2 protein-coding genes (1 of these 2 cut by a window edge) are annotated in these 17,001 nt (G+C 49.8%); both read right to left on the bottom strand.

Going from position 1 to position 17,001, the window contains the following annotated elements:
- Positions 1–22: 22 nt before the first annotated feature.
- Complete coding sequence (locus ICL55_RS34690) at positions 23–3,475, bottom strand: non-ribosomal peptide synthetase (RefSeq protein WP_188106619.1); 3,453 nt, start codon at positions 3,473–3,475, stop codon at positions 23–25.
- A gap of 30 nt (positions 3,476–3,505) precedes the next feature.
- Positions 3,506–17,001, bottom strand: partial view of a non-ribosomal peptide synthase/polyketide synthase gene (locus ICL55_RS34685; protein ID WP_188106617.1) — the final stretch only. 16,105 nt of this gene lie beyond the right edge of the window; only the last 13,496 of its 29,601 coding nucleotides appear in the window; the start codon falls outside the window, past its right edge; its stop codon occupies positions 3,506–3,508.

The following is a 17,001-nucleotide window of genomic DNA, read 5'->3' as shown; positions in this document are numbered from 1 at the left end:
CAGGCGTGAATTCAAAGGCTGATTATAATTCTATCATTTCCAGATCCTCATAGGAGGCATCTACCGTATGCTGATTTAAATTTATTCTGGTATACCTCGCCAAAGCCTCAATTGTGGAAAGCTGAAAGAAGGTCCTGACAGGAATTCTCAGCCCGGTGGCGACATGTATAGATGAAATTAACCTGATGGCCATCAGTGAGTTTCCTCCCAACCTGAAGAAATTATCACGTATACTTACCCGTTCTACCCCCAACAGCTCCTGCCAGATGTTTGCCAGTAGTTGCTCCGTTTCATTACCCGGGCCAACGTGTTCATGTTCCGGCAGTCCGTCTGCTTCCGCCGGATCGGGTAATGCCTGCTTGTCAATTTTGCCGTTGGCCGTCAGGGGAAGTTTATCCAACGCCACCAGCACATACGGTATCATGTATTCGGGCAGTTTCTCCTTCAGCCAGGCGAGGATGCCGGTTCTGTTAAAATCGCCATGGGGGACTATGTAGCCTGTTAACGTAGCGCTATCACTGCCGTTATCACCAGGAGCACCTTTTCTGACGGTGACGATGGCCTCCTTCACCAGGTCACATGCCTGCAACGCATTTTCTATCTCCCCCAGCTCTATTCTCAGTCCACGGATTTTCACCTGATCGTCTGTCCTTCCCAGGTATTCAATGTTTCCATCCGGCAGCCAGCGACCGACATCACCGGTCCGGTACATGCGTGCAGCTGCTGCTTTGCTGAAAGGGTCCTTTATAAACTTCTCCGCACTTAACTGCTCCAGATTCAGGTAGCCACGCGCTACCCCTGCCCCTGATACGAAGATCTCGCCGGGCACACCTACAGGGCATAACTGCTGCTCATTGTTCAAGACATAGATACGCATGTTTTGTATCGGTTTGCCCACCGGTATGTTCGTATAGTCCGGTACATCGTTCATCAGATAATGGGTGATATCATCGGATGCCTCCGTAGGGCCATAAGCATTCACCACGGGGATGGTCCCGTAGTCCTTATGCCCGAACCACTTCGTCAGCAGATGCCGGCTGACGGCTTCTCCGGTCACCACCAGGAAGCGGAGCTGCCTCAATGCGGCACGGGTATTTTCCCCGAGCAGCGCATTGAGATAAGAAGGAACCAGCTCCAGGATAGTTACCCCGTCATTATCAATGGCGTTCACCAATTCCGCAGGTTGAAAAATGGTCTCCTCACTGTAGATAATGGTGCGCCCTCCACCAAGCAGGGCAGCAAACATCTGCCATACCGAAATATCAAAGGTATAGGGAGCTGTATAGGCCAGGACTGTTCCCTCAGTTATTTTAAGGTCATTTACTTTGGCGAACAAATGGTTCAACATGCCCAGATGTTCCACCATTACGCCTTTGGGCTTACCGGTCGAACCGGAAGTGTAAATAACGTAAGCCAGATGGCGCGGATCGGGTATTGTTTCCGGTAATGTCGCTGGTTGCTGACCAATTAGTTCCTTGTCAGTATCCAACGCAACGATATTGCTAAAGCCGGCCAATTCAATCTTTTGTTTACCAACGCTACTGCTTACAACAACGCTGGCGCTGCAATCCTCCAATATATAGCGGATCCGCTCCGCCGGATACTCCAGGTCTACCGGCACATATGCAGCCCCGGCTTTCATGATGCCCAATATACCTATGATCATATCCGGCGATCGCTCTATACATAAGGGCACGAGCGTATTTGCTTTCACCCCCAGTTGGCGGAGATGATGAGCCAGCTGATTGGCGCGCGCCGAGAGTGCTTTATATGTCAGCGACTCCGTCCCGAATGCCACGGCGACTGCTTCCGGTGAACGTTCCACCTGCTCGTCAAACAGTGTGATGAATGTTTTGCTTTGGGGATAATCTACCTGTGTATCATTAAACACATGAAGTAACTGATATTCTTCCGCTGCGTTGATCATGCGCAACTGGCTGATCTGCGCTAAAGGTGTTGCTATTGCTGCTGTCAACAGTTGCTCGTAATGCGCCATCATACGGTCAATGGTGGCTTCATTAAACAGATCTGCGCCGTATATTACCAGCACTTCCAAGCCGTCCGGGCTTTCCCGGATAGAGAAAGTAAGGTCAAATTGTGCGGTGGTATATTTTGTTTCCTCCTGGAATAAATGCAGCCCGCTTAATTCGAGCGTCGGCGCCTCTGGTACATTCTGCAATTCAAACATCACCTGGAACAAGGGTGTTCTGTTGAGATACCTTTCTTCCGCCACCGCTTCCACTACTTTCTCAAAAGGCACTTCCTGATGATCGTATGCGTCCAGGGTCGTCTGTTTCACCTGCTCAAGCAGCGATATAAACGAAGGATCACCATCCAGCTGATTGCGCAATACCAGCGTATTGATAAAAAAGCCGACCAGATCTTCTGTTTCCTGCCGTGTCCTTCCCGCAATCGGGCTCCCCACGCAGATATCCGGCTGACCACTGTAACGATGCAGTAAGACATTAAAAGTCGCCAGCAACGTCATGAACAAGGTATTCCCCTGCTGCAGGGAAAATGCCTGTAGCTGCGCTGACAATGCCGGCTGCAGCCGGTACCGCCGCGACGCGCCACGTGTACTTTGTATTATCGGACGTACATAATCCACCGGTAGCTCCAATGTACCGCTCCCCTTCAGTTTCCGCTTCCAATAATCCAGTTTTTCTTCCAATACGGATGCTGATAAATTTTCCCGCTGCCATATGGCGTAGTCTGCATACTGGATGGTAAGCGGCAACAGGTTGGCCGGGCGTCCTTCAACAAAAGACTGGTACAACGTTACCAGCTCCTGCACTATGATGCCGGTAGACCAGCCATCAGACGCGATATGATGCAGTGTAACCAACAATACATGTTCATCCGCAGACAGACAGATAAGATCCGCCCGGAGCATATGGTCCTGCTGCAAATCAAAAGGAGCTTCTATCAGCGACCGGAGATACGCTTCCAACGCCTGGTCATTTTGCTGATATATCGGGTCGTCCGTTACGCTGATATGCCATTTCCCTTTATCCAGCACCTGCTGATAAGGGATACCATCTTCTTCTCTCATGACCGTGCGAAGCACTTCATGCCGGTTGACGATTTCCTGCAATGCATACGCCAGTGCCGCCCTGTTAAGCGTTCCCGTCAACCGCAAAACATTGGGCAGATGATAGGAAATACTGCCTTCCAGCTGATCAATAAACCATAAACGTTCCTGGCTAAACGACAATGGCACCTGTTTTACCACCTCCCTGTCATACGGTTGTATGCCTTTATCAGCGGCAGACCTGTGCTCTACCGGTGTATGATTGCTGAAGTATGCTATCAGCTGCTCTTTATTCGCTCTCAGCTTGTTCAGGATACGTTCCTCTATTTCCTGTCCGTCAGGGGTATGAACACGTAGATGGTTATCTTCAAAAAACACTTTGATGCCGTAATCACCTGCTTCTTTTAATAACGCAATGATATCAGTAAGATTAACTCCGGCCATATTTAATAGTTTTAAGTATAAAAATTTGAATTACAAAGTGATCGTCTTACCCGTTTCAGGTGCAGCGGCGCCTGTATGCTGGTTAACAGCAACATAATTGGCCAGGGCTTCAATGCTGGTAAGCTCGAACAGGGTCCTGACAGCTACACGTATCCCGAATTCCTTATACATCGCCGATGCCAGACGTATCACCAGCAAAGACTGCATGCCTCGTTCAAACAGGTTATCGTGTACGCCTATACGTTCTACGTTCAATAACTTCTCACAGATCTCTGCCAAAGATGCTTCCATGTCATTCCGTGGCGCCACATACAAACTTGCAGACGACGTACCTGTTTCGGGATCGGGCAAGGCCTGCTTGTCAGTTTTACCATTCGCCGTCAGCGGAATTGATGCCAACAGGGTGAACGATGCCGGCACCATGTATTCCGGCAACCTGCTCTTTACATGCGCCAATACCCCCGCCCGGTCAAAAGTGCCCGATGGCACGATATATGCCGCCAGTCTTTTAACCTCATTTTTATCTGTTATGGTCGTTACCACTGCCTGGCTAACTGACTCGCATTCCTGCAGTACACTTTCTATCTCCCCTAACTCTATACGGTAACCATTGATCTTTACCTGTTCGTCTATACGGCCCAGATATTCAATAGTACCATTTGGCAACCACCGCCCCAGATCTCCTGTCCGGTACATTCTTGCACCCGACTGACGGGCAAACGGGTCAGCAATAAATTTCTCTGCTGTTAATTCCGGCCGTCCCAGGTAGCCACGTGCTACGCCAACACCGGATACGCATATCTCGCCGGCTACGCCTACCGGGCATAAGCGTAATCTGCTATCCAGAATATAGATACTGAGATTTTGTATGGGTGAGCCAAGGGGGACATTTGTTTCACCGGGGGTTTCATACATAATATAATGACAGATATCATCAGAGGCTTCTGTAGGACCATAGGCATTCACTACCGGAATGGCGCCGTAATCCTTATGTGTGAACCATTTTTCCAGTAAATGCCGGCTGACGGCTTCTCCTGTTACCAGTAAGAATTGTAACGATTTTAATGCAACGCCCGTATTTTCGTGAAGCACAGCCGCCAGATAGGAAGGTACAAATTCCAATATGGTTACACCGTCGGTGTCAATAGTATTGATCAGGTCCGCGGGCTGTAAAATAAGTTCAGCTGCGTAAACAATTGTCTTCCCGCCACGCAGCAGGGCTGCAAACATCTGCCAAACAGAAATATCAAAAGTATAGGAGGCGGTATAAGCGATGACGGACGTATGATTAATTTTCAGGTCATTTATTTTAGCCTGTAAATGATTCAACATACCATCGTGTTGCACCATCACCCCTTTCGGCTTACCTGTAGAACCGGAAGTATAGATCACATAAGCCAGGTCATGAGGCCCGGGGGAATCTGCCAGTGGAGCGGCAGACCGTTTGTTGATGACTTTCCAGTCACTGTCCAGGTCAATGATCGCAATTTCCGCAGATGCTTGTAGTATTTGTTTACCACTACCGTTGCCTACAGCTATTGCAGCCCCGATGTCCTGTAACATATAACGGACCCTTTCTACCGGATAGGACGGGTCAAGAGGTACATATGCGCCGCCGGCTTTCATGATGCCCAATATGGCAATCACCATATCCAATGACCGGTCTATACAAAGCGGGACCAGCGTATCTGTCTTCACGCCTTTACTCCTCAGGTAACGCGCCAGCTTGTTGGAGCGTATATCTACCTCCTCATACGTTAATTGATTGCCTTCAAATTCCAATGCAATCTCATCCGGCGTTTGGGCTACCTGAGCAGAAAACAGTTCGACAAAAGTCTTTCCGGACGGCACAGCACCTTCGCTTATAGCGGTATTATTAAAGGAGACCAACAACTGGTGTTGTTCTTCTTCGCTGAGCCATGCGATATCGCCTATTTTGTTTGCACTGCCGCTTGTTATTTGCAGCAACACCTGCTCAAAATGCCGCAGGATAGCCATTGCATAAGGCTTGTACAGCAAGGCTGTATTATACCGGCACCTTATCCTGGTTTCTCCCGATACTTCCACCAAAATTTCCAAAGGATAATTTGTCTGTTCCACTATCTGTACATGCTCCACCTGCAAAAGCCATGGCTGCGTGGCAACGGCTTTGCTCACAGGATAATTCTCAAATACCAGTAAACTGTCGAACAGCTCGCCGGGGAGGTCCATCCATCGTTGTACTTCTTTCAATGAAGTATATTGATGCTCCCGGCTCTGCAATTGTTGCGTCTGCAACTCCCGCAACCATCCGTTTATATCCTGTGATTCATCAACCGTTGTATACAGCGGCAACGTATTAACATACAAGCCTACACGCCGTTCCATGTCCGCCAGGTTTTCCGGACGTCCAGACACTGTTGCACCATAAACAATACCCGGACGTCCGGCATAACGATATAAAAGGTAAGCCCATACACCCTGCATCAGCGTATTGGGGGTAATGGATTGCAACTTTGCATACTGTGTGATCCGGGAAGTAATAGCAGCGTCCAGGTTTAATATTTCATCCGCGAAGCTGCCGGCGCCTTTTGTACGATCTGCCGCGGACGTTATAAATGGCAACAGCGTGCCCGTGCTCACACCAGCCAGATATTTACGCCAGTATGTTTCTTCTTTCTCTTTGTCCTGCTTATCGATGTAGCGGATATAATCTTCATAGCGGTCTTCCTTCAAAACAGGTAACGTTTTACCGGTTACCACCGCTTCGTATATGCGCAGCAGTTCCTCCACCAATACCGGCACCGACCATCCGTCGAGCACAATATGATGGTAAGTCCACAGCAGGTAGTAGCGGTCTTCCGACAGCCGTATCAGGCAGATACGCATCAGCGGCGCCACTGTGAAGTCAAAGCCGTTGCGACGGTCCGCCGCTTTATACTCCTGTAAAGCGGAGGCCTGCTCTTCTTTATTCATCCGGCGAAAATCCAGCCTGCTAACCGGTATTTTTGCTTCTTTATATACACATTGCAGTGGGATGGCAAACTCGTTATAACAGAACCCGCTGCGTAATACACTGTGGTGTTGCTGCAACAGGCTCCAGCTATGCAGAAAAGCATCTTCCTGCAACGTCGTAAGTTCACAGCCAAACTGCTCTATATAGGCACCAGCCGCCACATCATACAAACCATGAAACAACATGCCTTCCTGCAGGGCGCTCAGATGATACAGGCTTTCCACCTGGTGACGACGGGGTTCACTTCCATAGGGAGCATCCAAAAAACGGTCCAGCTCTTCATGACTCATCACCCTGCTCAAACCATAATCAGCCGGCGTAAAGAAGGAAGCACCCAACGCCGTACAATGGGCTATTATCTGCTCCAGATACGACAGGTAAGCATCTGCCAGATCCGCAATACGGGAGATATCATAATGCCTGCTACTGTAGCTCCATTGCAATATCAGCTCCCCTCCCTGCACAAAACTATTGACCCACATTTTATCGCGGATGGCGTATCCCTCTCCGATACCTGTACCGGAAGATTCCGGCGCCATGCCCAGATAGCCTTCTGCGTTAAATACATTATCGAGCTGCCCCAGGTAATTGAATACAAAGTCCCACGGATCTTTAACGGCTGAGAAAGATGCTTTGCTGAGGTACTTCAGCACGCCATACCCCATCCCTTTATCAGGGACCCGGCGCAATTGTTCCTTGATATCTTTCAGTAAGGTGCCGATTGATTTGTTGCTATCAACTTTCAACAGCACCGGATACAGGTTGGTGAACCAACCTACCGTACGGCTGATATCTGCACCGGAGGCAATATCCTCACGTCCATGGCCTTCCATACCGATGGATACGGCCGTAGTACCGGTCCATCCGGACAACGTCAGCGCCAGCGCTGCCAGCAGGATATCATTGATCTCGGTATGGTAAGCCGGTGATGCTTCCTGTATTAAACGTTGCGTTTGTACACTGCTCAGTCTTACCTCATGCTGCCTGACATCGGCAAGGGCAACCTTGCCGTTATACTTTTTGTCTACCGGTAACGGATGATGGCTTTCTACGATATGCTGCCAGTACGCCTGCTGATGTAATACATGCGACCGCTGTCCGTATTCAGATAACGCCTGATGCCATTGACGATAGGAAGTGCTCTTGCGGCCCAATATTTCTGCCGCCGTTCCGGATTGTTGATTTTTTAGCAACAGCTCCAGATCTTCCAGCAGAATACGCCAGGAAACACCATCTACGGCAAGGTGATGGACAACAAACAGCAGTCGGTTGTAGGTCTCGCCCGCCGGCGTTAATAACAATACTGCCTGTATTAATACCCCACTGCCAATATCCAGCCTACGCTGATAATCATCGCCATATTTCCCGATAGCTGCGGTTAAATCTTCAGCTGATAAGGCGCCCAGGTCAACAACCGCCAGGTCAACTTCGTGCGTACCATATGCCTGCTGCCAACCATGTACCCCATTGGCATATACAAAACGTAATGCATCATGATAATGGACCAGTTTCGTGATAGCGGAGGCTAATCTGTCAGCATCTATCCTTTTATCAATGGTCAACAGCACGCTCTGATTAAAATGCGACACCGTGCTGTTCGCCGCTTCCAGATACCATTGCTGAATAGGAAGCAACCCGCAATCACCGGACAGCTGCCCCTGTTCCGCGGCTACCGCGATACTTTTTTGCGCCGCCAAAAACGAGGCAATACCGGCTATGGTCTGATGCGCAAACAGATCGCGGGGTTGTAGTTCATACCCCAAGCGTCTGGCCCTGCTTACCACCTGAATGGTAATAATGGAATCCCCTCCCAGGGAGAAGAAATTATCGTATATCCCTACCCGTTCTATACCCAGTAAATCCAGCCAGAGATCGGCCAACGCTTTTTCCGTTTCATTTCGGGGAGCCACAAAGTCATTGGTCAACCCCTCCCTTGCGTCCATTTGAAGCAATGCTTTCTTGTCGATTTTACCATTTGACGTTAGCGGAAACTCGTGCAGTAAAATGATCTGTGCCGGGACCATATAGGAGGGCAATACCCTGCTGATGTCATCCCTCACCTGCTTCACAAATTCCAGCGGGTGTTTCCATTCGGAGACACGGGGAGCGTAGTCCACCGGCGTTTGTGCGCCTTCATTTCTGATGGCAAACAGATTATACAATATATCATCCTTTAAGGAGGCCTCTTTTTCGAGATAGATGTGATAGCCTTTATTGCGCAGCATTTCAGTGATACGGTCCAGGCGATTGTCCACATTATGCACTTCAATGATCAGGCTTTTCACTTTATCCCAGTCGCTTTCCAGCATACCGTCCAGCACGAGGTGCTCCGAATTTTCGACATCTATTTTAAGCAAATCCACCTGCGTTATTCCCTCTTCCCTGATAATCTGAGAAAGCGTTTTGGCCGGCACGGTTACTTTTTTATTTTCTAATTTCACCTCCAGCAAAGTATCTATCTCTTCACGGGATAGCTGCTCGTTTTCCGTACTTTCAATATAGGAACGGACCACCGCTTTTACCTGCTCTTTATCTTCACTGATACCGGACAATATGCTCACCTGGGGATAGTACGTAAATGATATTTCCTGTTCTTTATCCAGCAAGGCAAGTTGATATGCTTTACCACCAACATTATACAGTTTTCTGTTTTTACTGAGATAATCAAACACTTCCGGTATCGGCTCAAAGGAATATACTTTGATGTTTTTATGTAACGCATGCAGGAAGACTGTAAAGAAACCTATATTGGCGCCCACATCTATCACGCAGCTATTGTCAGACAATGCAATGCCATGCTTCAGATAGTTCTGCTCTTCAAATATTTCCTTATATAGAAATCTTATCTCATTAATATTAGATCCCAGCATGGGTAGTCCATTCGGAAGCAGGTGCAGGTCTGACTCCCGGACCTGTTTCGTATGCAGCAACTGCTGATAGCTGTTTAATAAAGGGAATGTTTCAGCATCCACCTGTATATAAGCCTGTAGTTTCCTGCTGTGTCCATCTTCGTGCGTTGTTGCCAATACCACCGCATCTTTTACAGCTGCCACTGCTGACATAGCAGCTGCTATTTCGCCTAACTCTATGCGATATCCGCGTATCTTCACCTGGTCATCCAGGCGGCCCAGATACTCCAGGCTTCCATCCGGTAGCCATCTGGCGAGATCGCCCGTTTTATACAGCCTTGCACCAACATCCCCGCTGAAGGGGTCTGCAATGAATCTGTCTTTTGTTAATTGCTCCCTGTTGAGGTATCCGCGGGACAAACCGGCCCCTCCTACATACAACTCTCCTGCAATTCCTGCCGGCAGCAGGTTTCCGTGCGCGTCCAGTATATAACAGCTAAGTGTGGGTATAGGCTTACCAATATTGCTGGCCTCTCCGTTCAGGGTATCCGCGTCCATTTCCTTATACGTTACGTGGACGGTTGTTTCCGTAATGCCATACATGTTGATCAGCTTACAATCCGGGTATCTTTCTTTCCAGACTTTGAGTTTGCCGGGTGTCAGTGCTTCTCCGCCGAATATTACATACCTCGTTTGTAAAGGGACTGCTGAACGGAGCAGACTTTCCTGCAACGCGTAGAACGCAGTAGGCGTCTGATTTAAAACCGTCACTTTTTCCTTTAGAAGTATAGCACCAAAGGCCACCGGGTCTCTGGCCGCCTCCTTGCTGATGACAATAAGCTTCCCTCCATACAGTAAAGCGCCATACATTTCCCATACCGAGAAGTCAAAGCAAAATGAATGGAACATGGTCCAGACATCGTTATTATTAAAGTCATATAACGGCGTGTCTGTTTCGAACAGCCTTACTACGTTATAATGCTCAATAAGCACGCCTTTCGGTTTACCGGTAGAACCGGAAGTATAGATCACATAAGCAAGATGACGGGGGAGAATCCCATAAGAAGGATCATCTGCGGAAAACTGGCTGATCTCCGGCCAGTCCTCATCCAGCAATATCAGCTCCGCAGACGCCACATTCTCCAGTACATGCGCGCATTCCCGGGAACTGACGATCCATTTGGCGGCAGTATCTTCCAGCATAAAGCTGATGCGGTCTTCAGGGTAATCAGGATCGATGGGAACGTAGGCCCCACCTGCTTTCAGGATACCGAGTATACCCACTATCATTTCAACGGACCGCTCTATGCATATCGGCACCAGGGTATCTGCCTGCACGCCTTTGTTCCGTAAATAATGCGCCAGCTGATTGGCACGTATATTCAACTCCCGGTAGGTCAATGAAACGTCACCGGCCACTACTGCGGTCGCTTCGGGCGTAAGGGCTACCTGCGCCGCAAAAAAGTCTGTAATGGTTTTATCCTTTGGATAGCCTGCTGAAGTATTATTAAATTCCACCAGCAACTGATGTTCTTCCGCGGATGTCAGCATGGGCAATGCCCCTATGCGTGATGCCGGTGATTGTACCACAGACCACAGCAACTGTTCAAAATGCGCTATCATACGCGCTATCGTGGCGGGCCTGAAAAGGTCGGCGCAATACACCACGTTTCCATATAGCCCGTCCGCGCTTTCCTGGATAAAAACAGTCAGATCAAACGGAGATGCTTCCTGTTCAACAAACTCGCGGGACAACTGTACCGTTCCCAAACGAAGCTCCGGTACTTCCGGTGTATTTTCCATGGCAAACATTACCTGGAATAAGGGACTCCGGCTCAGACTCCGCTCTTCCACAACCGCTTCCACCACTTTTTCAAAAGGCACGCCCTCATGTTCATAAGCGCCTAACGTCGTTTGTTTTACCTGTTGCAGCAAGGTGGTAAAAACAGGATCATCTGCCAGATTACTGCGCAATGCCAGTGAGTTGATGAAGAGACCGACCAGCCCTTCTACTTCCTGCTGCGTTCTGCCGGCGATGGCACTACCCACGCAGATGTCGTCCTGACCACTGTACCGATGCAACAACACTTTAAAAGCGGCCAGCAAGGTCATATACAGGGTAGTATCGTGCATGCGCGACAATGCCTGCAACTGGTCCGATAATTCCCGGCTGAAGCGGAACCCGCTGGCGGCCCCTTTGGTACTTTGTATCAACGGCCGCTTATAATCGCACGGGAGCTGTAGCGTGGCCACGCCTTTGAGTTTTTCTTTCCAATATTGCAGCTTGTCTGCCAATATATCACCTGATAAATACTTCCGCTGCCAGATGGCATAATCCGCATACTGAAGCGGAAGCGGCGCCAATTGCGCAGCGCGGTTATCGATACCGGCATTGTACAATGCAATCAGTTCATTTACAATGATACCATTGGACCAGCCATCAGAGGCAATGTGATGCAAGGTGACTACCAATACATGCTCCCTGCCGTCTGCTGACAAACGGACCAGGTGCGCGCGTAACATATGATCTGCGGACAAATCAAACGGCGCAGTGATCAGCGACTGAACATAGGCTTGTAATGCAGCCGTATCTTCGCTATATAGGGTACCGTCAATCATATTCAACTGCCAGCGATCTTTATCCTGTACATATTGATAGGCTACCCCTGCCTTTTCTGTCTGCTGACGAATCACTGTTCTCAGCACTTCATGACGATTAACGATTGCCTGCAACGCCTGCGACAGCGCATCACTATTCAGGTCCCCTTTCAATCTTAATACCGTGGGTATATGATAGTGGGTACTGCCTTCCAGCTGGTCAATAAACCACAAACGCTCCTGGCTATACGATAAGGGAATGTATGCAGGTCTTTCCTCACGGAGGATGGGCGGCGCCACCGGCGCACCTCCACATTCCTTTAGATGAACAGACAGTAATGCAATAGTGGGATAGTCAAAAATATCACCAATGGTCACCTCCACCACCAGTCTTTTCCTGATAGCTGACACCAGACGTATCGCCAGCAAGGAATGCCCGCCCAGCTCAAAGAAATTATCGTGTATCCCTACCCGTTCTACTTCCAGCAAAGCGGACCAGATGGCAGCCAGCGCCTCCTCTGTGGCAGTTGCAGGAGCCACATAAGCCACTGTGGAAACCGTTTCGTCAGGATCTGGTAATGCTTTCTTATTTATCTTGCCGTTTGGCAGTAGCGGGAATGCATCCAACGCCACCAATACCGGTGGGATCATATATTCCGGCAAATGCTCCTGTAGATAGGCATTGATGCCCGCCCTGTCAAATACGCCGTTGGCAATCACATAACCTATCAGTTGTTTATGACCGTGCTGATCGTCCCTCGCTATTACCACACCCTGGCTCACCTGCTCACATTGTGATAACACACGTGTTACTTCTCCCGGTTCTACCCGGTAGCCACGAATCTTTACCTGCTCATCCGCACGCCCCAGAAATAATATATTACCATCCGGTAAATATTTCACAAGATCACCGGTACGGTATAACCGTTGTTTGCCCTGTGCATTGGCCCTGAACGGATCTGCTATAAACCGTTGTGCTGTCAACTCCTGATGATGGAGGTAACCTTGCGCCACACCGTCCCCTCCGATGTACAATTCACCGGAGATGCCGACCGGGCATAGCTGTCCTTCCGGGCTCAGCACATGCACATAAGTATTTGAAAATGGTTTTCCTATGGGAACGCCCTGTTCATACCGCGCTTCTTTATTCACCACATGCAGTAATTTCCCTATAGTCGTTTCCGTGGGCCCGTAATGATTCACCACGGTGCAGGATGCGCCGGATAACCGGATACTATCAATGACTGTTGCATCCAATGCTTCACCGCCAAAAATCAGCAGCTTTTCCGGCAATAGTAATTGCCCCGGCGCAGACAATGCTTTCCAGTGCGACGGTACAATCTTAATGCAATCTATCTGGTGCGAGGAAAAATAACGCCGCAGCCGTTCACTATCGCTGGCCGCAGCCTTTGAAAAGAGATGCAGGCTGCCGCCGGTACCCAGGGCTCCGTATAAAACCGTATTCCCCAGGTCGGTAGCAATGCTGGACAGCAAAGCAAAAGAAGCACAATTGTTTATGGGAAGCGCCCGCCGCAAACCGTCCAGATAATCCATCAGGTTACCATGTGTTACCATCACTCCTTTTGGATGACCGGTACTTCCGGATGTATAGATCACATACACCAGTTGCCCGGCAACCGGGAGGTCCGACAGCGCTGATTCCGGATACCTGCTGATGATATCCCTATCACCGTCGAGCGTGACGATGCGGAGCGCGTCACCCATCTCCAACATAGACCTGGCGGCTACCGTACTGACCACCACCGTAGCTGCTGTCTCTTCCAGCATATAGCTGATCCTGTCTGACAGCGGCAGATAATCAGGATCAACCGGCACGTACGCGCCCCCTGCTTTCAGGATGCCCAGTATGCCCACTATCATTTCCGGTGAACGTTCGATGCAAAGGGGCACTAATGTCCCTGCTGCCACGCCCAGGCTCCGCAGATAGTGCGCCAGTTGATTTGATTGCTTATCCAGTGCGGCATATGTCAATGCCTTCTCTTCAAATAACAGCGCTATTGCCTCCGGATGACGTTTCACCTGCGAGGTGAATTCATCTATGATCGTTGTTTGCTGCTCCTGTGATGTGCCCAATAGTTGATGTTCTTCCACAGCAGCCAGCATGGGTAACAGCCCTACAGGTCGCAGGGGATCCGATACGATAGATAATAATAACTGCCGATAATGACTGCCCATACGAACAATGGTATCCTCCCGGAACAAATCATTACGATACACTACATTTACCAGCAGCTCACTTCCCTGTGCTGTTATAAAGAAGGTGATATCAAACTTTGACATCGTAAACTCAACAGCTTCCGTCGTTAATACCACTTCTCCCAAACGAAGCTCCGGAGCGGCAGGCGCCTGCTGCATCACGAGCATTACCCGGAACAGCTCTCTGTCTGCGTTTCCGTCTTTCGTTACGGCTTCCACCACTTTCTCGAAAGGCACATCCTGATGTTCATACGCGCCCAGTGTGGTTTCACTTACCTGTTTCAGGAAAGATAAAAAAGAAGGATTATCACTCAGGTCGCTGCGGAATACCAGCGTATTTACAAAGAACCCGATCAGGTCTTCTGTCTCCTGTGGCTGACGTACCGCTGTAGAGCTGCCTACGGCGATATCGGTCTGACTGGTGTATCGGTACAACAATACCTTAAAGGCTGCCAGTAAGGTCATGTATAAAGAAACACCCTGTTGTTGGGAGAATCTCCTGATCTGATCTGACAATTCACCGGGAACACTAAACGAGATGCTCCTGCCCTGCACATCTGGTGTAGCCGGCCGGGCGTAATCTGTGGGCAATTCCAATGTCGTGATTCCCGACAGCTTATCTTTCCAGTAAGCCAGTTTCCGGTCCAGCACTGCGCCGGATAAATAAGTCCGTTGCCAGATGGCATAGTCGGCATACTGAACAGGCAACGGTGCTAATTGAGCAGAACGATTTTCTATATATGCATTATATAACGCTAGCAGCTCTTTTACGATAATACCGGCAGACCATTCGTCGGATGCGATATGATGTATGGTTACCACCAGTATATGCTCATCTGCCGACAGGCGGACCACCTGTGCGCGCAACGGATGATCGCGCGACAGGTCGAAAGGAGCAACCATCAGGGCTTTCAGATAGGCTTGTAAAGCCTGGGCATCCTGCTGATAACGTTCCGCCGCTGTTTCCGTTAACTGCCAGCTATCCTTTTCCAGTATCCATTGGTAAGGCGTACCGGTGTCCGACTGGCGGAATACCGTACGTAATACTTCATGGCGATTGATGATGGTCTGAAAGGCATACGACAGTCCTTCCCTGTTTAATTTCCCTTTCAGTCTTAATACTGCCGGCAAATGATACTGTATGCTGCCTTCCAGCTGGTCAATAAACCACAAACGCTCCTGGCTAAACGATAAAGGAATATGGGCTGGCCTTTCATAGCTCGCCAGCGCCGGAGCAGCAGATACATCAGCATACCGGGTTAATTGCGCCGATAAAGCGGCGATAGTAGGATAATCGAAAATATCCCTTACGCCCGCTTCGGTGCGCAGTTTCTTCTTAATAGCGGCCAGTACGCGAATGGCCAGCAGGGAGTGTCCTCCCAATTCAAAGAAATTATCGTATATGCCTATCCGTTCTATTCCCAGCAGCGACTGCCAGATGCCTGCAAGCGCCTGTTCCGTTTCATGACGTGGTGCGGCGTACTCACTCCGCAACAACGCTGCGCCGCCGGGATCGGGTAAGGATTTTTTGTCCACCTTGCCATTGGCAGTCAGCGGCAGCTTATCCAACAGGACCAGTTGCGAGGGCACCATGTACACCGGAAGGCGGTCTTGCAGCCACAATAGCAACCCTGGCCTGTCTATACTTTCATCCCCTACCACGTAGCACACCAGGTGACGGTAACCGCTGTTATCCGTTCTGGCTACTACGACCGCCTGTTTTACGCCAGCATATTGCGACACCACACTTTCTATTTCCCCGGGCTCTACGCGGTAGCCCCGGATTTTCACCTGGTCGTCTACCCTGCCTAAGTATTCAATCGTGCCGTCCGGCAGCCAGCGTGCCTGGTCTCCCGTAAAATACAGTCGCTCTCCAGGCTTGAATGGATTGGATATGAACTTCTCCTTTGTCAGCTCCGGCCGGTTCAGATAACCACGGGCTACCTGCACACCGCCAATACACAGCTGGCCCGGAACGCCTACCGGCACCGGTCTCCCCGATCCATCCAGGATATAGGCGGCCGTATTGGACAAGGGCCGGCCGATAGTGATCTTCTCGTCCAGCTTTAATTCTTTAATAGTGGCCCATATCGTTGCTTCTGTAGGACCGTATACATTCCACACTTTCTGATCGCTTAATTGCACCAGCCTATCTTTCAATGCCACAGGGATGGCTTCTCCCCCTGCCAGTATCGTTACCCCTTCTTTATTTTCCCAGCCGGCTTCCAGCAACATTTGCCATGTGGCCGGAGTGGCCTGCATATGCGTGGGCCGGTGATGCGACAGTGCTGACGCCAGCTTAAAGCCATCTGCTGCTGTGGATTTTGAAGCGATAATGACTTTGCCTCCTGTCAGTAAAGGCAGGTACAGTTCCAGGTAAGCGATGTCAAAACAGTAGGTGGTAACGGCCAGTAAACTGATGGCCGCCGCCGGGTCCAGCCTGTCTTTCATAGACAACAGGAAATTCAGCAGCGACTGATGTTCTATCATCACTCCCTTGGGCGTGCCCGTTGAACCTGAAGTATAGATCACATAAGCCAGATGGTCAGGCTTGGCTGTTAATCTCAAGGGAGTAACCGGCTGCTGGGCTATTTCATCTCCTACGCCATCTAATAACACCGGTGTGATACCCGCGGCATTTATTTTATGCTCATGGGCCCGACTGCTGACAACGATATTGCTACCGCTGTCTTTCAACATGTAGTGGATCCTTTCCAGGGGATAATCCGGGTCCAGCGGCACATACGCCCCGCCGGCCTTCATAATACCTAACAGGGCCACCAGCATATCCGCCGAACGGTCTATACAAACCGGGACCAGACTATCGGCTTTCACCCCAAGGTTGCTCAGGTAATGGGCCACCTGGT

The sequence above is a fragment of the Chitinophaga varians genome, assembly GCF_014529945.1.
In the GTDB taxonomy this organism is placed as follows: domain Bacteria; phylum Bacteroidota; class Bacteroidia; order Chitinophagales; family Chitinophagaceae; genus Chitinophaga; species Chitinophaga varians.
This window is presented reverse-complemented; position numbering and strand designations above follow the sequence as displayed.